The following is a 19959-nucleotide window of genomic DNA, read 5'->3' as shown; positions in this document are numbered from 1 at the left end:
AAATACCCTCAAATAATTTCTACAAAAGGGGGAACCCATCTCCCCCAGAAATCTCGGCTTATGCCTCAAACTTTCTTAACTATTCATAAAAATTTTGGCTTTGGATCCAGGACTCCGGTGGAGTCACTCCTCCATACATTAGGTAGTCATATGGATATTTTGGAATAAATAAAAAACTCTTTCCACCAAAAACAACTTCCAGTTCTTTTTCATCTAATTCCCTGAGTTCGCCATCAGCCCCATCTGACTCTAACAACTGGGCGGTATATTCTTCAAACTCCTCTGGGGTGAAATCGTAGCCAGCAGCTTTGACGATTTGGCTACATTCATCCTTGCTATTAACCTGCTGAATTCGAGAGCGAAACGCTTCATCAGTAGACAGCCTTTTGTAGAAAGCTTCAACATTTGCTAGAGACATAGTTGGATCCTTTTCAGTTATTTAGACTCAAACAATAAGCTTCATAATTGCCTATTGTCTACACAATACTAGGCAATTTCAAAGGTATTTAACCAACTTGACAAAATTTTGAAGAGAAACAAATCAAACATTTATGTCCGCAAAAATCCATTCAGAGGGAAGCCAGAAATAACAAAAACCTTCATTTCTCGTAACCTTAGACTAAAAAATTTGGGCAATAACTCAAACATTTATGTCCCAAAAACCTTGCCAACTGATACGCTTGTTGCATTGCTCCCACAAGATGTAACAGATGCGATCGCGTTGCACCTACCTCACCAAATTGCGTTGCTCCCGTCTGCGCCTTGCTGTTTACAACCTTGCCAACTCTATTTGGTCAGCTAGAGAATATTTTGCCGATTCAAACGAGGGATGGCAACGGGAGTTGCTGTTGGGAAGGCGTCGGATTTTAAAATCAGATATTCATGAAGTAGAAACCGGATTTATTGAAGAAACCCGGTTTCTACTTTGTATAGGTCAGGTTATGAAGTCAATTTTTATGGAACAATTAATTGAACAAGGTGCTGCTAAGCTTTCTGGGTGAAGTCGTCCGCGTTTACGCGCTTGACGATGAGGGCGAAATTGGAGGCGATCTCCGCTTCGTGCAAGCAACCCGACTGTAGGGTTATCTCAAAGCATCGACAGCGGTTAGGATGCAGAGTTAATCAAATCTGCCAGAATGGCAACATCTAGGCGGGTTTTTTATTTATATTTTTTGATTACAGACTGCATATTTCTCTCACTCTATCCCCATCTTAGATTAGATGTATTAGCTCTGAGTTAGCACTCTAAAAACTTTCAATAAATATGTCTCCCAATCAATTCTTCACCGCTCCCAATAATTTATCCCGTGCTGTAGGTCAATATTTAACTCCTTTTCAGCGCAAATTGCTGGAAAAGAGTCTGCAGGAAAATTTACCTGAGTTATACCGTCAGCGCGTCGAGATTATGTTGTTAGCTGATAGGGGAAAATCGCAAGCAGAAATTTGTCAAATTCTGGGATGCTCTCCGGCAACTGCCAACCGTTGGATCTTAGTAGCTCAAAGTGGCATGGCACACGAATGGCAAAAACGTCGGCGTGGTCGTCCTCAAAAAGTCAACGAGCAATATTTGGAACGTTTAAAAGAATTGGTCAGTCACAGTCCCCGTGACTTTGGTTATGCTTTTGAGCGCTGGACGGGAGGCTGGTTAAGCAAGCAGTTGGAAAAAGAATGTGGCTTAAAACTGAGCGGACAGCACATTAATCGTCTCCTCAAGCATATTTTTCCTCAATCGAATAATCTAGCGCCAAAGGAAATCAATATTCCCTCAAATTCTCGTCTCATTATTCGCGATCTGCCCTTGCCTAACTCGGTAAACTCTCCCGGATCGCTGTTTATTGGCGGTTCTCTCGACTAAAGTCACCCATCATTTGTTTGCCGATGGGGTAGAGCCGTATTTTGTGGAACACACCTTAGTTAACAATCGCGGATCAAGAGGTGTCTGCCGTTGCGTAGAGAGAGTTTGGTTTAAAGAAGCTGGTATTAACCCCTAAAGTCGCGTTGGTGATTTTAGGGGGATTTTTTTGAGGAAGTTTTGAATTGAGGGGATTTTTTTAGGTAATATCATGTCCGTTGAATTGCCCATAATAAAAAAAACCTCACCCCGTCGTTGCGTAGGGACACGGCATCAAAGATATCTCGGACAAACAGATAACGTTAATAATGCCGTGTCCCGGCTTGGGATCGTGGGTAATCGACCGGACATGATATAAGTTTTGAATGCAAATAGTTGATGAATTTTCAAAAAGTCTTGATTTAAAGGTTTTTGAGTTTAAATAACTTTAAATAAAAGTGGATTTTTTCCTCTTGAGGCTTTTCAATGCTGAAATCAATTAGTTTATATAATTTAAAAAAACCGCTGATACGGTGTTGCAATTAACTTGAGTTTAAAGTAGTCTAAAAAATAGATTGTTGCTGATACTTCGATAAAACGAGTGATTTGTTTATGGCACGAATTACAATCTCCGACATCAATAATATCAATATTATTGAAGATATAGATGAGCTAAAAACAAGTGAAATTTCTGGAGGAGCTAACGAAGGGGTCTTAATTGGAACGCTTATTGGTATTGGCTACGGAGCCTTAGCTGGAGGTGGTATATTGACTCCAATTTCAGCAGCAGTAGGTGGTTATATAGGTTACAACCTATCATATCCATCGGGTGGTGGTGGTGGTAGGGGTGGCATGATTTGTGAAATGATAGCAGCCTAAAAGTAATTAGTTACTGCTAAATCTTGTTCTGGCGTCCTTTGTCAAAGAGTAATTAATTTAAAAACAGATGGGTGAAATTAACCCAATCTAAAGCCAATTACTTTTTTATAATTAGACGGAAGTTACCCCGCGTCGCAGGGTAACTTCCTCCTGAAACCTCTATCAGAAACTCAAAGCCAGAGGCTGTCTCTAAAGAAGTCTAAAAAAAATGGTTATTCCAACATATTTTGTATAATCCCTCCGCCTCCGCCTCCGCCTACAACGTCAATTACTGTTCCAACTACGCGAATCCAGCCTCCGTCTACATTGTCATGAACCCAATCATCAAGCTTTCGCAAAAATGACGGAGTACGGATACCAGTCAACTTACGAAACCAGCCTCCTCCTAAAATAGCCTCCATCTCTAATTGAGAGAGTTCAGCAAATTCAAACTGAGTATGTTGTAAATCAGCGATTTTGATCTTAGCCATGATGAGTTAACTCCTTATGGTTTGTTTTCTCACATCTTGCACCAGGGTTATCACCAAAGTTTCTGGCAACTGCCTTTACCTGAAAGCCTAGATTTTGCATCTAGAAACCCGGTTTATCAAGCCTTATTGAGCAAGGTGCAAGATGTGAGTTTTACTAATTTCATCATGAATCATCTTTTTTTCAATCGCCATATTTTTGGGGATTTAATTAACTTATTTATGTCTAGGCTCAAACTTAAAATATTAATGGTTGCTCTGATTTTTCAATTACAAGTCTTTCAAGTTCATGGTTTAATCAGAATATAAATAGCTCAATTAGGTTTAGTTTATTTATTTTTAAACTTTCGATTAAAATCATTTTGATGGGTTTGAACAAAAATAAGTTATTTTTGTGACAGTTGCACTAACGAAATTTAAAGCTTTTTCAGCAGTGACAGTGTTTTTGATGGACTAGATAGAGATAAAATCGGGACATAATTAGCTGAATTTATGTTCGGTGAATAAGATTTGAGGGGTTGATTTATATTTTTTATATGATTATGATGTAAATCATAAGCATTTTAGAATCAGGAAAAACTCAAATGGCTAAGATTCATGTTTTTGATTTACAACCCAGAAAAATTTCAGATTCTGAAAACCATCTTTCAGAGCTATCTGAAGCGGATTTAACGGTTCAAGGTGGAGGTTTTGTTGTAGCTGCTGTTGTAGTAGTTGCTTCTGTCGCTCTTGCCGCAGCTCCTGTAGTAGCAGTTTGGAATGCTGTTAAAAGTCAGCAGAAGTAAAAGAAACAATTAGACGTCACTGCCCGCTAAATATCAGTGACCATAGTGTCCTTCTAGAAGCGACGCGGGGATATTTGCTTGGCAGATTCAGTTAACCGTAAGGAACAGCCCATGACTGGAAATTCGCCCCTAAATACAGCCAACAATTCTCACCAGCAAAGTGAGACTCAAAAGCCCTTATTACCCCGAGCTGCTTGGTATAGTCAAGTCGCTTATTTGAGAGCCTTATTTCGCGTCAAAAAAGCCTTGGATTTGAGCGAGCAAGAAGCTGGTGTATTCAAAAGTGAGTAGGGTCTCATATCATGTCCGGTCGATTACCCATGATTAGGAGTAGGGAACATTATTAACGTTATCTGTTTGTCCGAGATATCTATGATGTTCCCTACCCAACGACGCGGTGAGGTTTTTTTATTATGGGCAATTCAACGGACATGATATCAGATGCGATCGCCTTGCACCTACCTCTTGCTGTTGAAAACCTTGCCAACTATATTCGCCAGCTATAGAATATTTTGCCGATTCAAACGAGGGATGGCAACGGGAGTTGCTGTTGTAAAGGCGTCAGATTTTAAAATCAGATATTCATGAAGTAGAAACCGGATTTATTGAAGAAACCCGGTTTCTACTTTATTTATCGATTGTAGTAATGGTTTAGCAACTTCTGGTTAAAGTGCGTAAGTCTTAAAATCAATTCTCCGGAACTCTAACCATTGCTGTCCCTACAGGGATGTCTCCCATCAATCCCTGCTTCATAGCAAAAACCCGATAAAGCACTGTTTCTCCCACCTGGTTCATTTCAACACCATTCAGCATCACCCTTATATAATTGTCAGGCGCTACTGGTTGAGGAAAGTTAATTGCCACGCTTCCCGTACTGACTGCCACATTCGCTGCTATCTCTTTCCCTGTTTGATCCGTAATCCGAACTTGCCGGACACTTTTCATCTCGTTTGGTAAAGCGATCGTTAGATTTGTTAGAGGATACCCCGTAACAGCTACGTTAATGAAATGGCTATCGTTATTAGCACTGGCGATACCCGAATCAGCAATAAAGGGCGCGCTAAAGTTGAAACGCATCTGTGCCTGTGCTTTAGGGGCAATAGCAGGAACAACAGCAGTACTTAGTATCAAAGCAGATAGACCACCGTAAATTAGACTTTTCACTTGCAATACTCCTGAGTGGATAAAACCCATCAATTGATTGTTTGGCTTTGTCAGTCCTGACGCAAACACCAAAGTTTCTCTGAAAAATCGTCGCTTTGGAACTAGAGATAGCAGCAAGAAACTTTGGTGATAAGCTCGTCGTGCGTCAGGACTGTTTGTTTTGATTGCCTTCAATCAATAGAATGATTTACCCAGATGAGATGAGGCTGATTAATAGATTAAAGTTAGATGAGAATTTGAATTTGTCGCTCGCTCGCTGGTTTGGCCAGAACTTATACTTGTTGCCAAAGTCAGCTAAACCGGAAAGCGCAAAAATGTGACAACCGACACCATCGGAAAATATAGTTTAATATAAAACATTTTTAATCCTTCTCGGCCATCGGTCAATAATAACGCAAGTTGCTAGTTATAAACTTTGGCGGTGCTAATTGCAAGCTTGCTAATTGCTAATATAGGATTTTTACTGACATTAGCCATGAGCCTCGTGACCACGGCTCTGCCTGGGAACGCCATTAGCTGCTATGCATGAGATAACTAGCAACTTGAGTTATTAGCCAAATCGTAAGATTTTGTCGGGTTGTATAGACCTGATAAAAATTTTGGCTCAATCTGCCGCCCGCCCAAGAATGCAGCAAAATAAAGATAGCAGCAAACAAAATGCATTCACAGGTATGGAGACGACCCCAACAACAATTGAGCAGACTCTGTCGTATCAAAACACAACTGTAGATAACGACTGGACGACTAGCACAACGCTAGAAAAACAAGCGGCGGGATCTAGCTCAACTGACACCATGCCTGCTGGTGGCAGCGACCTTTCTCGTTTTGATTGGAAGGAAGCGTGGTATCCCGTCTACTATATCGACGATCTGGATAAATCTAAGCCTTCGCCTTTTACCCTACTAGGCAGAGATATTGTCATCTGGTGGGATAAAACCGCTTCTTGTTGGCGCGCGTTTGAGGATAAATGTCCCCACCGCCTTGCACCCCTATCCGAGGGCAGAATTGCCGAAGATGGCAATTTAGAATGTCCTTACCACGGTTGGGCTTTTTCTGGCAGCGGTGAATGTCAGCGCATTCCGCAACAAGTTGAAGGTGGAACGGCGGAACTTTCTAAACGTGCCTGCGTTGCTTCGTTCCCGACGGTGGAAAGACAGGGATTATTATTTGTCTATCCGGGGGAACCAGAAAACGCGGCTAAAACCAAAGTTCCCATCGTTGAACCCCTAGAAGATTCTCCCGCTGAGTGGACTTGCCTCAATACGTTTCGGGATTTGCCTTACGATGCCCTGACGCTGTTAGAAAATGTCCTAGATGCGAGTCACGTTCCTTATACCCACCATCGCAGTGTGGGAAATCGCGCCTATGCCAGCCCGGTGGAGCTAGAAATAGTCGAATCTAACCGACAGGGGTTTAAAGGGGTTTGGGAACAAGGGCCGCGACGGGGGACGCTAGGCCGCCAGGATACGACGTTTGTCGCCCCCGGTTTGATGTGGCACGATTTGACCTCGAAGCAGTTTGGCAGAACCTTGACGGTGGTGTATGCAACTCCGATTCGCAAGGGGGAGTGTCGGGTATTTGCGCGCTTTCCGTTTAAGTTTTCCAGCAAATTGCCTGCTTTGTTTATCAAGCTGACTCCACGTTGGTATTCCCACATCGGACAGAATGCGGTTTTGGAAGATGACCAGATTTTCTTGTACTTTCAAGAACGCTATCTGGAGGCGGCGGGTGGTAGTTCGCGCTTTGCCAAAGCATTTTACCTGCCAACTAAAGCAGATCGGTTCGTGATGGAGTTGCGTCAGTGGGTGAATCAATACGACGCGGAACCATTTCCAGGGTCGATATTGCCTCCACCTGCGCCCCGCGAACAGTTGTTAGAGCGGTATTATTCTCATACTCGCAAGTGTGCGAGTTGTCGGACAGCTTTAGCGAATATCAAGCGGGTGAGGATGGCTTTGGCTATTTTAGGAGCGATCTCATTCTCCATCACCCCTCTACTCGCACTCTCTCTGGGCGAAACCGCAACCCCAACCGTTGCCCTCTTAACCCTCCTAACCTTGACTTGCGGTGCAGGATGGCTGTTTTTAGGACGCCTGGTGCGCCAATTTTACCAAGGTCGCGATATACCGCCGCGCAACTTGCCGGAGAAAAAGCGTTGACTTACTCCCCTGTCTCTTGACGAGGGGATGCTTAAAAGGTTGTTACGAGGCGGTCAATAGACACGCCTCTCCACCTTTCTTCCTGTTTCTCGGATTCTTATAGCGGATTGCAGCCGTATGAGGTACGGCGCTTGGTGTGCCAGCAGCAAAAATGGCTGCGGCTTTGTTTGTCAAGCGCGCAGCCATTTTTGCTGCGCGCTTGACAAACAAAGCCAAAAGGCTGTACCTCGATCGTTTGCCATCCGCGATCAACGTATTTTGCTCAAAAGCTAGATCCCCGAATTCTCCTGTGAAGTCGGGCATCTCCGCGTCAAGGCTCCCTAATCTTGTAAAATCTTTCTTAAATCTCCACTTTCTCACTAGAGATTGTGGAGTTTTTGCTTGCGTTTTGTGTCCAGTGGGGGTAATATCGATAAACGAGGTTGTAAAATACGGTATCCCTACCAATTTACCGTATGTTATCGGGGGTAAAAAAATGACCATATGGCAGCGCCTGAGTAGGCTGAGAGTGAATTCGATCAAAAGTTTCGTATCGTTATTTTTGGTAGGGGTGAGTTTGAGCGTTGCGATCGCTGCCTGTTCGAGTGGCGGTCCAAGCAATTCTACCACTGGCAGTCCCGGTGCCCAAAACAAGCAAAATGTCGAAGTAACCCTAGTTTCGTTTGCCGTCACCAAAGCCGCCCACGAAGCGATTATTCCTAAATTTGTGGAAAAGTGGAAGCAAGAACATAACCAAAACGTCACCTTCCAGACAAGCTATGGCGGATCTGGTTCACAAACACGCGCGGTAATTGATGGTTTGGAAGCAGATATTGTCCACTTGGCACTAGCGTTAGACACTCAAAAGATCGAAAAAGCCGGACTAATTCAACCGGGATGGGAACAAGAAGTTCCTAACAACGCCATTGTTTCCAAATCCGTTGCCGCATTAGTCACTCGTGAAGGCAACCCGAAAGCAATTAAAGATTGGTCAGATTTGGGAAAAGATGGAATTAAACTAATTACTGCGGACCCTAAAACATCGGGCATTGCGCGGTGGAATTTCCTAGCCTTGTGGAATTCGGCGATTAAAACAGGCGGAGATGAAGCGAAGGCTTTGGATTTTGTCACCAAAGTTTATAAAAATGTGCCAATTCTAACCAGAGATGCGCGGGAAGCAACCGATGCCTTTTTCAAACAAGGTCAGGGAGACGCGCTGATCAACTACGAAAACGAGATTATTTTGGCACAACAAAAAGGCGAAAAGGTATCATATGTTATTCCCGATGTCAATATCTCGATCGATAATCCAATTGCCGTGGTAGACAAAAACGTAGATCGGCACGGTAATAGAGAAGTGGCTGAAGCATTTGTCAAATTCCTGTATACTCCAGAAGCGCAACAGGAGTTTGCTAAAGTCGGTTTCCGACCTGTAAATCAAACAGTCGCCCAAACCAAGGAATTTGCCGACAAATATCCCAAAGTCAAAACTTTAGGTACGGTTAAGGATTACGGCGGTTGGGGTGAAATTCAGAAAAAATTCTTCGAGGACGGGGCGGTTTTTGACCAAATTCAAGCGAAAAAATAGAGGGGAATTGCTAATGGCTAATTGCTAATTGGTAATTGGCAGAAAACAACTGGTGGGGGCAGGTATTATCCGCCCCTACAAAATTGAAAACGGACACATTCTGATTTTTATGGCTGTATCTTCTCGAGGGCAACTAAATTCTCAAACGCCAGTGGTTAAAAGGTTATGGCGATCGATAGTCCAGCTTCCCTGGACTTGGCGAATTACCCTGGGATACCTCGCGGTAATGTTGCTGGTTCCCGTAGTAGCAATGTTTGCGAAAGCGAGTACTGAAACTCCGGCGGAATTTTGGAGAATTGCTACCAGTCCGATTGCACTCGCTACTTACGATGTTACGTTTACTACCTCGTTAATGGCGGCTGCAATTAATGGAGTTTTTGGCACTTTAATTGCCTGGGTTTTAGTCCGGTACGACTTTCCCTTGAAACGAATTGTTGATGCTTCGGTGGATTTACCCTTTGCATTACCAACAGCAGTTGCTGGGTTAACCTTGGCAACAGTTTATAGCGATAATGGCCCGATTGGTTCGCTGTTCGCACCCTTGGGAATTAAAATATCTTTTACCCGGTTAGGGGTCGGGGTAGCGATGATATTTATATCCCTACCTTTTATCATCCGGACGGTACAACCAGTACTGCAAGAAATGGAAAAAGACATTGAAGAAGCTGCCTGGTGTTTGGGTGCTTCGGGATGGCAAACCTTTTGGCGAGTGATTTTACCGCCGCTATTTCCGTCGATTTTAACCGGGGTGGCGTTGGGTTTCTCCCGTGCAGTTGGGGAATATGGATCGACTGTGATTATCGCTTCCAATACTCCGTTTAAAGATTTGATTGCGCCGGTGTTAATTTTCCAGCGATTAGAACAGTATGACTATGCGGGTGCAACGGTAATTGGCATCGTACTGTTGGGGATTTCATTGGTGATGCTGTTAGGAATTAATCTCTTACAAGCTTGGGGAAGACGTTATGGCTAATTTGGATGTATCTAATAACCTGCCTCTAAAAACTAGAACTACCCGAAAGCAGATAAATTGGGTGCCGATTGTTTTGATTGGGGTAGCGATCGCCTACTTAGCGCTAGTTCTCTACATCCCTGCCTTAAACGTCTTTTACCAAGCGTTTAAAAAGGGAGTCGGGCCATTTTTCTCTAACTTAACCAAACCCGACTTTCTCCACGCAGTCAAGCTAACGGTGATGCTAGCTGCGATCGCCCTGCCGCTGAATACGGTTTTTGGACTGTGTGCGGCGTGGGCGATCGCAAGGCATAAATTCCCCGGTCGTGCTTTAATTTTGAGTATTATCGACTTGCCTTTTTCTATCTCCCCGGTAGTGGCAGGATTGATGATTGTGTTGCTTTACGGAAGTAACGGTTGGTTTGGTCCTTGGTTACAGGAACACAATCTCAAAGTTATCTTTGCCTTTCCAGGAATGGTGTTAGCAACGGCATTTGTTAGTATGCCATTTGTTGCCCGCGAAGTGATTCCCGTTTTAGAAGAAATCGGCAACGATCAAGAAGAAGCAGCTAAAACTTTGGGTGCCAAAGATTGGCAGATATTTTGGCGCGTCACCCTGCCCAATATTCGCTGGGGTTTGCTTTACGGCTTAATTTTAACTAATGCTAGGGCAATGGGTGAATTTGGTGCGGTTTCGGTAGTTTCTGGCAACATTGCTGGTAAAACTCAAAGCTTACCTTTGTTCGTGGAAGATTCTTACAAACAGTATGAAACAGAAGCCGCTTACTCGGCTGCTGTTTTGTTAGCTTTGCTTGCAGTAGTAACGCTAGTGTTGAAAGAAATTTTGGAACGCAAAACCCGCATTAAACAGGAGAAATAGACATGCAAGCTTCTACAACGGATGATAATCGACTGACGCAGAAAAGAATCAGAATTAGAATTCCCAAGCAATATCACCAAGATCCGGTGATTTCTCGCTTGATATCTGACTACAACTTGACGGTGAATATTACCGCCGCAATTCTGGGAGGCAATGCCAATGGCGATGGCTGGTTCGATCTAGAATTACGGGGAACAATTACCAATATTCGCAGAAGTCTGGACTATCTCAACGAGTTAGATTTGGAAATTTGGAACGACACTGAAACCGATGGGTGGTGAAAGTGTTAAACGATACCCATTCTGCAAAGTTCGCCTAAGCGATCGCCGTTAATAACTTAAAAATCCCGGTTTCTTAGAGAAACCGGGATTTTGCCCGCAAGTTGATCGCTGAAAAATCCCGGTTTCTTAGAGAAACCGGGATTTTGCTATCAAATTAATCCAAGACTTACCCAAAGAATCTAAATGTAGGGTGCGTTAGCCAGCAGAGTACGGCACCGCAAACCACATATGGTGTTGCTGCGTAAGTCCTGTAATCAATATTTATATAAATCTATTAAACTACCATATCTCAATAGATAAACCGTAAATTGAGTATATTCACCCCTTGTATTTTTAGGTTTTTTGTGGCAATCTCATTTATATAGTTATAATACGGTATTCCTACCAGCATACAGTAGATTAGCCAAAATTTGCCTTAGCTACTGGGTCAGAAATGAAAATTATCGATTAAATAAATGGAAGCAATAAATTACCGTTCCTTGACAACTGGAGTGAAACTAACTGTTGTTTCGCCAGTGTCTCAAAGCAGCGTCACTCAAATTCGCCTGCGGGTGGAGATTCCCCCGTGTTACCAGCAGGAACCTGTAATTTCCCGGCTGATTAGAGACCATGGCTTAATCGTCAATATTACTGGAGCGAAGCTGGGACAAAATACGGGTTTGCAGGGATATTTTGACCTGGAACTGAGGGGAACGCAGCCACAAATTTGTAGCGGTTTGACTTACCTGCAATCTTTAAATATCAAAGTTATCGGGAAGGCGAATCCTGATGGAGATAGCTGGCATTGTTGATAGTTTTTCATAGATAATCGCAGATAAAAATAAAACTCCTGTTTATCGATCGAGATTAAAATGATTATGGTATAGTTTATGACATACACCAGTTTTAACCGTTGCTAAAGTCAAAGATAAATTAGCAACGTCAAGGCTGACTCATAAGCGAGTCCAGTCCTAGTTGTGGTGCAAGTTAACAAGTAGGTAGATAGATAAACACAAATGTTTTACCTCCAGGACTTACCCACGGGGAGCCAAAAACAAAGGTGATGGGTCAATCTCGCGACTATCAAGCCAGGATTTTTCGGATCGCCCTTTGTTTTTTTTAGAAGGAAGGGGAGTTTTGATGTCTACCTACTAAGGGGAATATCGCAGTATTTCACCGGAGATTCAAACAGGAGGAAACTTTATCTATGTGGTTTCGTCGTTTGAGGAAGTCGCCTTGGCTGTCCTCAAAAATAAGCATCGGTTTACCAGCTTTTCCTAAAAAGTTAGCAAAGTCGATCAAATCTTCTAGGTTGAGGATTTTTACGTTATTTTTGGCTGTGACTTTGGGATTGATTTGGTTAGTTCCTCAGCCAGTCAGAAGCCAGCAGCGACCCAGAGATGCTGAATTAACCTTGGTTTCTTTTGCAGTTACCAAAGCCGCCTACGACCGGATTATTCCAAACTTTGTGGCAAAGTGGAAACGAGAAAATAACGGTCAGAATGTCAAATTCAACCAAAGCTATGGTGGTTCTGGGACTCAAACTCGGGCGGTTATTAGTGGTTTGGAAGCAGATATAGTACATCTTGCGCTTGCTTTAGATACGAATCGCATCCAACAAGCTGGTTTAATTCAACCGGGTTGGGAACGAGAACTTCCAAGTAATTCAATTGTGGCTAAATCAGTTGTGGCTTTGGTCACAAGACCTGGAAATCCGAAACGAATTCAAGGCTGGTCAGATTTAGCCAGAAATGGCGTTAGCGTTATTACAGCTAATCCCAAAACTTCTGGTGTGGCTCGTTGGAATTTCCTAGCTTTATGGGGTTCTGTAGTGAGAAACGGAGGAAACGAACAAGCGGCGCGTAACTTTGTCAACCAAGTTTATCGAAATGTGCCAATTCTTCCCAGGGATGCTCGCGAAGCTTCAGATGTTTTCTACAAGCAAAATCAAGGGGATGTACTGATCAACTATGAAAATGAAATTCTCTTAGCGAGACAGCAGGGTGAAACAGAACCCTTCATTATTCCCCCAGTAAACATTTCCATCGACACTCCGGTGGCTGTGGTCGATAAAAACGTAGACAAACATGGAACTCGTCGAATCGCAGAAGCTTTTGTGAGATACCTTTACACTCCTGAAGCCCAACGGGAATTTGCTAAGGTTGGTTTTCGACCCGTTAACGCGGCGGTTGATTCAGAATTTAGCCGAAACTTTCCCCGGATTAACAATTTGTTTACCGTCGATAGTTTAGGAGGCTGGAATGGAACGCAAACAAGATTCTTTGCTGATGGGGCGGTATTTGACCAAATTCAGACTGCCTTAAATAGAAGGTAATATCAAATCCGGTTGCATCGGAATGATTAGCTTTGTTGGTAATTGGTAATTGCTAATTGCTAATTGCTAATGGCTAATTGACCCTACAGGTTGTAATTCCGATGCAACTGGAAACGATATAAGTTGTTAAGGTCAAGAAGACGCGCAGACGGGGAGAAGGGGAGACAAGGGAGAGCGACCCTTCTTTTGATCGAAGTACCTGGTCTAGCAGCCCCCCCGAATTTATTCGTGGAGAATCAGAAAATTCTGACTTACTGGAATCCCCTGGCACCTACCATGGGGTGTCCCCGCGTCACTGTGTCAGAGTGTCAGAGCGTCCTCTTCAAATAAAATTGAGATCTACAATCATCTTCTCCAGTAATCGAGCGTGAGTCAACTTGCAACAGCGATCGCGGAAGCAATAATTGCCTTTACCGCCACCAATATCGACGACATCATTATCTTGCTGCTATTTTTCTCGCAGATAGATATTAATTTTCGTCGCCGACATATCATTGTAGGTCAATACTTGGGTTTTATCTTGCTCGTTATTGCCAGCTTACCAGGGTTTTTTGGTGGTTTGGTAGTCTCGCGAGAATGGATTGGATTGCTGGGACTGCTACCGATAGCAATTGGCATCAAGCAACTGGTGAATCGGGAACAAGAAACAACAGAAATTCAGACGATAAGCAGCGATTTTACCCAATCCTCATCAAAGCGATCTATAAAGTCTTTTTTATTGAGTATTCTGAGTCCCCAAACTTATCAAGTAGCGGCGGTAACAATTGCTAATGGGGGTGACAATATCAGTATCTATATCCCGTTATTTGCCGGGAAAACCCCCATCGGTTTGCTCGTAATTCTCAGCGTATTTTTTTTCATGGTAGGGGTTTGGTGTGCCTTTGCTTACCTATTAAACCGTCAACCTACCATCGCTTATGTTTTAAGTCGCGTGGGTAAAAAGGTTGTCCCTTTTGTATTAATTGGTTTGGGTTTGTTCATCATGTACGAAAGAGGTACATTCAGCCTGTTCCGTTAATACTTGCTTCCCATTAGCAATTAGCAATTAGCAATTAGCAATTACCAATTACCAATTACCTCAGACTTGATAAACTAACTTCCAACTCACCATCATCAAGATGGTGTAAACAACAAACCGCAGAGGACGTTGAGGAGCCATCTGACAAAGTTTAGCACCGATTAACACCCCTGGTACTGAACCTAACCATATTGGCAATACCAGACTCCAATTAACCGTCCCAAGGCTGAGGTGTCCGAGTGAAGTAAATAGTAATAAAATACCAGCTTGTGAAATATCTGTACCGACTAATTTACGCGCATCCAGTTGGAAAAAGCCAATTAACACGAGGGCAAACATCGAACCGGAGGAAACGCTAGTTAATCCGACCAAACAACCTAAAACCGCTCCCACGCTTATTGCCAGAATGCGACCACACTTGGTTTCTAAATCAAACTTCGGCAATGAGGGTAACTGCAACTTGGGGAAAAAAGTCAACAGCAACAATTGAGTTAGTGCCAATAAGGTTACTAACAGAATCATTACCCCAAGTAAGTGCAGCAGCATGGAATTTATGTTAAGCTCTGAAGAATGCTTGAGCAGGTGCAAAATTCCCACCCCTCCGAGGGAACCGGGAACGCTTCCCAATGCCAACCATTTAACTGCTTGCTGGTCAAGAGTTTTTTGCTGCCAGTGTTTGACGCCGCCGATAACCTTCATTAACGTGGCAGATACGACATCTGAACTAACAGCAACTGCAGCGGGAACTTGAAAGATAAAAATCAACATCGGGGTGATGAGAGACGCGCCCCCAATTCCCGTCAAACCAACAATGATGCCGACAAAAAAGCTCAATATCGGTAGTAATACGTAATTCACGATCTTGTCACACCTTACAACGTTAGATTAGATTAGATAGATGAATTTTGAACCGCTACTCTTGGAGTTTTTTGTCAGAGTTTAGCAGTCACTTGTCCGGCTTTTGGGGTTTTTACTGTAAAATCCTCTATCTCGATTAACTTACCGTAGTTTATCTTAAACGATCGGTAAGTGTCAAGAGTGAGCGTATTGAATGATACAAAAATCCCCCAATAAATCTGCCTGTAAGGCTTACAGGTTTTGAGTATTTGCAAGTGGAAGCGATCTCGCACCCACATGCATCCCCAAAGCCAGTAATCTCCGGTATCGCGCTGGGGTTTTTCCATAAAATAATAGGTATTGGAGTCGCGATCGCCGAATCGATCAAATCTTAAATGACATATGTGGCAATCTGAGAGGGGGAATATTTTTTTCCTTCCTCAATTTTTTTAAGCGGCTACTCGTTGCTCATTGGCTGACGCTGGTGCTGCTATTAATCGGAATTTACTTACCATTGCAAGTATTTGAAATCCTTACAGTCAAAGTATGGCAGAATCAAGGCGGCTTCCGGTGGGATGTGCCAATTTTGCTCTTGATTTACGCAACAATACAGGTGCAACTGGATATTTTTGCAGCAAGGCTAACAAAGCTTGCCTCGTCTAAAATTATAATTCCTGTTGTTAGTTTAATCGCCTTAGTGTTGTTGCTTTGCAAACAATGGCGACGCCGCGCATATTTAATCGCCACAATGTGGGGAAGCTTAATAATTAATCGCGTCGCCAAGGAATTTATGCATCGAGTGCGTCCGCACCTGTGGGACTCACCCGCACCAGAAATTGATTATGCATTTCCCAGTGGTCATGCAACGATGCTCGTGACGTTAGTTATGGCGGCGATTGCAACATCCCTTAACTTTACACCTCTGTCTGGAAAATAGCAGGTGAGCAGGTGGGCTTCTGCGGCAGGTGAGATGGATTTTATCCTTGGTTGTGAACTTAGTTCATGCACGTCTCTTGCTAAAGCAAGCAAGTCAACAAAAATACATACAACAACAGCCAAAATAGGGCAAAATAAAAATGAGCGGATTCGTAACTGCCATTAGCACGGGGTAACGGCATTCGGTGCCACCAACATCGATGATATTGTTATCCTGACGCTGTTTTTATCACAGGTTAATGCAACTTTCCGCCCCTGGCAGATCGTTGCTAGTCAGTACCTGGGTTTGGGCGCACTGATTCTGGCTAGTCTTCCCGGTTTTTTTGGCGGTTTAATTGTACCCCACCCCTGGATTGGACTATTTGGTTTCGTCCCAATCCCTATCGGGATCAATAACTTGCTGAATCGGGACTCAGATAAGTCGGAGGAAGTCATACCAGAAATAAAGCAGTGCTTTCGCGCAGCTGGCGCTTGGCATATCGCTCGTTCCTTGCCCATTTCTTAAACCTGCAAACCTTAAGCGTTGCAGGTGTAACCTTTGCCAACGGTAGCGACAACATTAGCATCTACGTACCGTTATTTGCCAACAGTTCTTGGCAAAATCTGTTAATAATATTAAATGTATTCTTTACTCTAGTGGGTATTTTGTGCTTCACAGCCTACAAATTAACCCACCTGAGAGATCTGGCGCAGCTACTAACTCGCTACGGGCATAATCTCGTGCCTGTAATCTTGATTGGATTGGGTGCTTTTATCCTAATAGAAAGCGGCGTTGTTAGTTTCATAACTGCCCGTGTAAGTCTTGCTTGGACATAGGACACCTGGGCAGAGGGGCAAGTGTGAGAGATTTGACGTTTTTGGGATATAGGACTTACCCATGACGAATCTATCACCTTTGTTTCTGCGTAGTGTAGGGGCGGGTTTAACGAAATATCTCCTGCCCCCATCCCCATCCCCGTGCATGGTTGGTAAAACCCGCCCCGAATTTCCCAGTCGAAGATTGTTGATAAAAACCCGGAATATGCGCCTAAGTCCTGGAATAGTTTCTCAACCAGCGAGTAAGTTCAATACTCACCTGCACACCCGCACACCCGCCCACCCGCTCACTGGCACTTCTTTTGCCCTTCTCCCTCAACCATAAAAAGAGGTATAAAACTTGAATATCCTGGAATTTACTTTGCTAGTTTGGATTGGTTCGTTTGCCGCAGGCTTTCTCGGAGCGCTCACCGGGTTAGGCGGTGGAGTCGTAATTGTTCCCTTATTAACTTCGGTATTTGGAGTTGATATCCGATATGCGATTGGTGCTTCCCTAGTGTCCGTAATCGCGACTTCTTCCGGTGCGGCATCTACCTACATTAAAAAAGGCTTCACCAATTTGCGACTGGGAATGTTTTTAGAAGTCGCAACAACAATTGGCGCGATAGTCGGAGCAACGATCGCTACTTTTGTTTCTGTTAAAACGCTAAGTATCGTACTGGCTATTATTCTACTTTATTCGGCATATTTGTCACAGCAACCCAAACCCGAATACTCTGAAAGCGAGTTATCCGATTCCCTGGCAACTCATTTAAAACTCAATAGCACCTACCCAACTCCAAATGGACTGATGCCTTACCAAGTTCATTCTGTCCCGGCTGGGTTTGGCGTCATGGCAATCGCCGGTGTAATTTCCGGATTGCTCGGCATTGGTTCGGGAGCATTTAAAGTACTCGCGATGGATCAAGCAATGCGTGTCCCGTTCAAAGTTTCCACAACCACCAGCAATTTCACTATCGGCGTCACAGCGGCAGCGTCAGCGGGGGTTTACCTAGCACGGGGTTACATCGATCCGGGACTGTCTATGCCAGTAATGCTAGGAGTACTGCCTGGTGCTTTGTTGGGAGCAAGAGTTTTAGTCGGAGCCAAGACTAAAATATTAAGAATTATTTTCAGCCTCGTACTGGTATTGATGGCTTTTAAGATGGTTTATAACTATCTAATCTAATTGGGGAGCTATAAGTAAATGATTAAATTGGATGCAGGTTTTCTTCTAGGTTCATTAAAACGGTCGGATGCTAAAGCGATCGTCCTCCCGTTACAGCAAAAACCAGACTGCCAGGTAGAATGCGACGGCAACATTACGAAATCACCGAGGGAGCAGCTACTGGAAAAGTTGCTCAGCAACCTACTAAAATATGGGGTTATAATTGCCAGCGCTATCGTTTTGCTCGGCGGTATCCTATATCTAATGAACCACGGTACCGAACTCCCTAACTACCGAGTTTTTCATGGCGTCCCCTCCGAGTTTCGCTCGCCACAAGGCGTCGTGACAGCGGTTGTCTCAGGCAGCCGCCGTGGCATTATTCAACTGGGTCTTTTGACGCTAATTGCTACTCCAATTATTCGCGTGGCAGTTTCCCTGTTAACTTTCCTGTGGCAGCGAGACTTGGTATATATTTTAGTGACTTTGCTCGTATTGTCTGAACTGATTTACGGCTTGGTCGGAATTTCTTAGTTAATTCTCCAGAAACGACCGAGAAACCCGGTTTCTTTAAGAAACCGGGTTTCTCGTTATCAAAATAGGGGAATAAAACCTATGTATTGTTCCATCACCTTAGTCAAGTAACTTCTTACTAAATCAACTTCAACCGGAAACGTTCCTGATAAAATCGCCCCTATTAAGCAAAAAATACCGAGAATTAACGCCAGAGTTCCTCCCAAACAACCCGGATTAATTTCAGCAAAGCCTAATTTGATTTTTCCCAATACAGCAATTATCAGGAAACCCATACCTGATCTGAAAAAAACAGGGTTATAGGTAATTGCTAATTGGATTCATTGGTGCTTGAATCGTGACAATTACCAATTACCCATTCATTCACAAACAAAGGTGAAGAGTCAGAAACCCGGTTTCTTCCGAGATTTCTCCCTGTCAAACCCACGATTTTTTCCATCACCAAAGTTTCTTTAGCGTCAAACCCACGATTTTTCAGATCACCAAAGTTTCTTTGTCGTTGGATGTAACTAGCAACTTACGTGAATTACTGTCTTTGGCAGTTATACCTTAAAAAATTTGTGCGACAAACGCAATCAAAGCAAACTGTCAAATCCCATGTACTATATATAACGCAAGTTGCAAGCTTGCTAATTGCTAATTGCTAATTGCTGATTGCGAGAGCTAGTTAATATAGCATTTTGCTTGAGATTAGCCATTAGCCATTAGCCATTAGCCAGTATGCTTGAGTTATATACTTAAATTTCGTAATGCCAGAAATCTTCTTCGCGCAGTACCAACCGACTGAGAGAGAAACGCTCGATAAAACCTTGCTGTTCGAGTTGACTCAGGGTGCGAGTTATTGTCACCCTCGTTGACCCCAAAATTTCTCCAAGATCTTGATGGGTTAGACGTAGATCGATCAAGCGTCCCTGCTCGATTTCGCGCCCGAATCTTTTAGCGAGCCAAGTCAATAGTTTAACCAGCATGATATCGGTTTTTTTATATCTGCGAATCACCATTAATTCTTCAGCCTGTTGGATGTGCCTAAGCAGAACCGAGGTAAGTGGATGCCACTCGGAAACAGGCAAATTTGTTGCCTCTACCCCAGTCAGGCACTCGATTTGGTAGGGTTCGACTTGCGACAAAGCTTTTCCGACTATATCTCCTGGTCCCCACAGTCCCAAAACTACAGTCGAACCGTCTTCTAACCAAGTCAAAGTTTTTACAACACCTGTTTCTATTTTCCACAGACTATTCGGCAAGAGGGGCAGCGTCGAGCGGGTTTTAAACTGCCGCAAATGAGGCTGGCGGGATTGATTTGGAGATTGCGAATACAAAGACATTGTAATAAAATACGACTTATCGATCAAATAACCGTATTTTTAAGTATATCAGTTTCTCACCGGGGGTGAT

General features: G+C 43.5%; 27 protein-coding genes. 19 read left to right on the top strand and 8 right to left on the bottom strand.

The window, feature by feature from the left end; all coding sequences use genetic code 11:
* Positions 1-79: 79 nt before the first annotated feature.
* Positions 80-418: a Nif11-like leader peptide family natural product precursor gene (locus ACE1CM_RS18730; RefSeq protein ID WP_374879221.1), complete on the bottom strand. Its 339-nt coding sequence runs from the start codon at positions 416-418 to the stop codon at positions 80-82.
* A 292-nt stretch (positions 419-710) separates the two neighbouring features.
* Between ACE1CM_RS18730 and ACE1CM_RS18725 the strand changes: the two genes are divergently transcribed.
* The 3 genes from ACE1CM_RS18725 (at position 711) to ACE1CM_RS18715 (ending at position 2710) form a co-directional block, all read left to right on the top strand.
* Entirely contained in the window at positions 711-1001 is a 291-nt protein-coding gene (locus ACE1CM_RS18725) for a hypothetical protein (RefSeq protein WP_374879220.1), read from the top strand.
* 263 nt (positions 1002-1264) lie between these two features.
* Complete coding sequence (locus ACE1CM_RS18720; protein WP_374879218.1) at positions 1265-1855, top strand: transposase; 591 nt, start codon at positions 1265-1267, stop codon at positions 1853-1855.
* Between the two features lie 588 nt (positions 1856-2443).
* Positions 2444-2710 (top strand): hypothetical protein, encoded by a 267-nt coding sequence (locus ACE1CM_RS18715; RefSeq protein ID WP_374879217.1) that lies wholly within the window; start codon positions 2444-2446, stop codon positions 2708-2710.
* Positions 2711-2922: 212 nt separating this feature from the next.
* Here the strand turns inward: ACE1CM_RS18715 and ACE1CM_RS18710 are convergent, their stop codons facing one another.
* Positions 2923-3180: a hypothetical protein gene (locus ACE1CM_RS18710; RefSeq protein ID WP_374879215.1), complete on the bottom strand. Its 258-nt coding sequence runs from the start codon at positions 3178-3180 to the stop codon at positions 2923-2925.
* A gap of 581 nt (positions 3181-3761) precedes the next feature.
* On the opposite strand from ACE1CM_RS18710, the gene ACE1CM_RS18705 reads away from it, so the two are divergent.
* On the top strand, positions 3762-3962 hold the full coding sequence (locus ACE1CM_RS18705; protein ID WP_374879213.1) for a hypothetical protein: 201 nt from the start codon (positions 3762-3764) through the stop codon (positions 3960-3962).
* Positions 3963-4073: 111 nt separating this feature from the next.
* Positions 4074-4253 carry a hypothetical protein gene (locus ACE1CM_RS18700; RefSeq protein ID WP_374879211.1) on the top strand — a complete coding sequence of 60 codons (180 nt, stop codon included), beginning with the start codon at positions 4074-4076 and terminating at the stop codon, positions 4251-4253.
* Positions 4254-4649: 396 nt separating this feature from the next.
* Here the strand turns inward: ACE1CM_RS18700 and ACE1CM_RS18695 are convergent, their stop codons facing one another.
* Positions 4650-5126 (bottom strand): hypothetical protein, encoded by a 477-nt coding sequence (locus tag ACE1CM_RS18695; protein WP_374879209.1) that lies wholly within the window; start codon positions 5124-5126, stop codon positions 4650-4652.
* 599 nt (positions 5127-5725) lie between these two features.
* Here ACE1CM_RS18695 and ACE1CM_RS18690 point away from each other — a divergent pair.
* Positions 5726-7285 (top strand): Rieske 2Fe-2S domain-containing protein, encoded by a 1560-nt coding sequence (locus tag ACE1CM_RS18690; RefSeq protein ID WP_374879207.1) that lies wholly within the window; start codon positions 5726-5728, stop codon positions 7283-7285.
* Positions 7286-7327: 42 nt separating this feature from the next.
* Here the strand turns inward: ACE1CM_RS18690 and ACE1CM_RS18685 are convergent, their stop codons facing one another.
* Entirely contained in the window at positions 7328-7588 is a 261-nt protein-coding gene (locus ACE1CM_RS18685) for a hypothetical protein (protein ID WP_374879205.1), read from the bottom strand.
* Positions 7589-7760: 172 nt separating this feature from the next.
* On the opposite strand from ACE1CM_RS18685, the gene ACE1CM_RS18680 reads away from it, so the two are divergent.
* From ACE1CM_RS18680 to ACE1CM_RS18650, 7 genes are all read left to right on the top strand, one after another.
* On the top strand, positions 7761-8852 hold the full coding sequence (locus tag ACE1CM_RS18680; protein ID WP_374879203.1) for a sulfate ABC transporter substrate-binding protein: 1092 nt from the start codon (positions 7761-7763) through the stop codon (positions 8850-8852).
* Positions 8853-8880: 28 nt separating this feature from the next.
* Positions 8881-9825: a sulfate ABC transporter permease subunit CysT gene (gene cysT, locus ACE1CM_RS18675; protein ID WP_374879202.1), complete on the top strand. Its 945-nt coding sequence runs from the start codon at positions 8881-8883 to the stop codon at positions 9823-9825.
* Complete coding sequence (gene cysW / locus ACE1CM_RS18670; RefSeq protein WP_374879200.1) at positions 9818-10684, top strand: sulfate ABC transporter permease subunit CysW; 867 nt, start codon at positions 9818-9820, stop codon at positions 10682-10684. The genes cysT and cysW overlap by 8 nt, the downstream gene beginning before the upstream one ends.
* A 2-nt stretch (positions 10685-10686) precedes the next feature.
* A complete protein-coding gene (locus ACE1CM_RS18665; RefSeq protein WP_374879198.1) occupies positions 10687-10965 on the top strand; it encodes an NIL domain-containing protein in 279 nt (92 codons plus the stop codon).
* Between the two features lie 455 nt (positions 10966-11420).
* Positions 11421-11756: an NIL domain-containing protein gene (locus ACE1CM_RS18660; RefSeq protein WP_374879196.1), complete on the top strand. Its 336-nt coding sequence runs from the start codon at positions 11421-11423 to the stop codon at positions 11754-11756.
* Positions 11757-12151: 395 nt separating this feature from the next.
* Complete coding sequence (locus ACE1CM_RS18655) at positions 12152-13279, top strand: sulfate ABC transporter substrate-binding protein (RefSeq protein WP_374879194.1); 1128 nt, start codon at positions 12152-12154, stop codon at positions 13277-13279.
* 367 nt (positions 13280-13646) lie between these two features.
* On the top strand, positions 13647-14297 hold the full coding sequence (locus ACE1CM_RS18650; protein WP_374879192.1) for a cadmium resistance transporter: 651 nt from the start codon (positions 13647-13649) through the stop codon (positions 14295-14297).
* A 60-nt stretch (positions 14298-14357) separates the two neighbouring features.
* Here the strand turns inward: ACE1CM_RS18650 and ACE1CM_RS18645 are convergent, their stop codons facing one another.
* Both ACE1CM_RS18645 and ACE1CM_RS18640 read right to left on the bottom strand, forming a co-directional pair.
* Positions 14358-15155 carry a sulfite exporter TauE/SafE family protein gene (locus tag ACE1CM_RS18645; RefSeq protein WP_374879191.1) on the bottom strand — a complete coding sequence of 266 codons (798 nt, stop codon included), beginning with the start codon at positions 15153-15155 and terminating at the stop codon, positions 14358-14360.
* 74 nt (positions 15156-15229) lie between these two features.
* Positions 15230-15481, bottom strand: a complete 252-nt coding sequence (locus ACE1CM_RS18640; RefSeq protein WP_374879189.1) for a hypothetical protein — start codon at positions 15479-15481, stop codon at positions 15230-15232.
* A gap of 137 nt (positions 15482-15618) precedes the next feature.
* Here ACE1CM_RS18640 and ACE1CM_RS18635 point away from each other — a divergent pair, with 137 nt between their 5' ends.
* The 6 genes from ACE1CM_RS18635 (at position 15619) to ACE1CM_RS18610 (ending at position 18564) form a co-directional block, all read left to right on the top strand.
* Complete coding sequence (locus tag ACE1CM_RS18635) at positions 15619-16071, top strand: hypothetical protein (RefSeq protein ID WP_374879187.1); 453 nt, start codon at positions 15619-15621, stop codon at positions 16069-16071.
* A gap of 195 nt (positions 16072-16266) precedes the next feature.
* Positions 16267-16575 (top strand): cadmium resistance transporter, encoded by a 309-nt coding sequence (locus ACE1CM_RS18630; RefSeq protein ID WP_374879287.1) that lies wholly within the window; start codon positions 16267-16269, stop codon positions 16573-16575.
* A complete protein-coding gene (locus ACE1CM_RS18625; RefSeq protein ID WP_374879185.1) occupies positions 16521-16886 on the top strand; it encodes a cadmium resistance transporter in 366 nt (121 codons plus the stop codon). The genes ACE1CM_RS18630 and ACE1CM_RS18625 overlap by 55 nt, the downstream gene beginning before the upstream one ends.
* Positions 16887-16947: 61 nt before the next feature.
* Positions 16948-17211, top strand: coding sequence for a hypothetical protein (locus tag ACE1CM_RS18620; protein ID WP_374879183.1), 264 nt, complete (start codon positions 16948-16950; stop codon positions 17209-17211).
* A 15-nt stretch (positions 17212-17226) separates the two neighbouring features.
* Entirely contained in the window at positions 17227-18054 is an 828-nt protein-coding gene (locus tag ACE1CM_RS18615; protein ID WP_374879181.1) for a sulfite exporter TauE/SafE family protein, read from the top strand.
* Between the two features lie 18 nt (positions 18055-18072).
* A complete protein-coding gene (locus tag ACE1CM_RS18610) occupies positions 18073-18564 on the top strand; it encodes a DUF1634 domain-containing protein (RefSeq protein ID WP_374879179.1) in 492 nt (163 codons plus the stop codon).
* 59 nt (positions 18565-18623) lie between these two features.
* Here ACE1CM_RS18610 and ACE1CM_RS18605 read toward each other — a convergent pair whose 3' ends face one another.
* Both ACE1CM_RS18605 and ACE1CM_RS18600 read right to left on the bottom strand, forming a co-directional pair.
* Positions 18624-18839: a hypothetical protein gene (locus ACE1CM_RS18605; RefSeq protein ID WP_374879177.1), complete on the bottom strand. Its 216-nt coding sequence runs from the start codon at positions 18837-18839 to the stop codon at positions 18624-18626.
* Between the two features lie 462 nt (positions 18840-19301).
* On the bottom strand, positions 19302-19889 hold the full coding sequence (locus tag ACE1CM_RS18600; protein ID WP_374879175.1) for a Crp/Fnr family transcriptional regulator: 588 nt from the start codon (positions 19887-19889) through the stop codon (positions 19302-19304).
* Positions 19890-19959 lie beyond the last annotated feature (70 nt).

Source organism: Microseira sp. BLCC-F43, assembly GCF_041929235.1.
GTDB lineage: Bacteria > Cyanobacteriota > Cyanobacteriia > Cyanobacteriales > Aerosakkonemataceae > Microseira.
The sequence above is the reverse complement of the archived record's forward strand: the minus strand, read 5'-3'. Positions and strand labels throughout refer to the sequence as shown.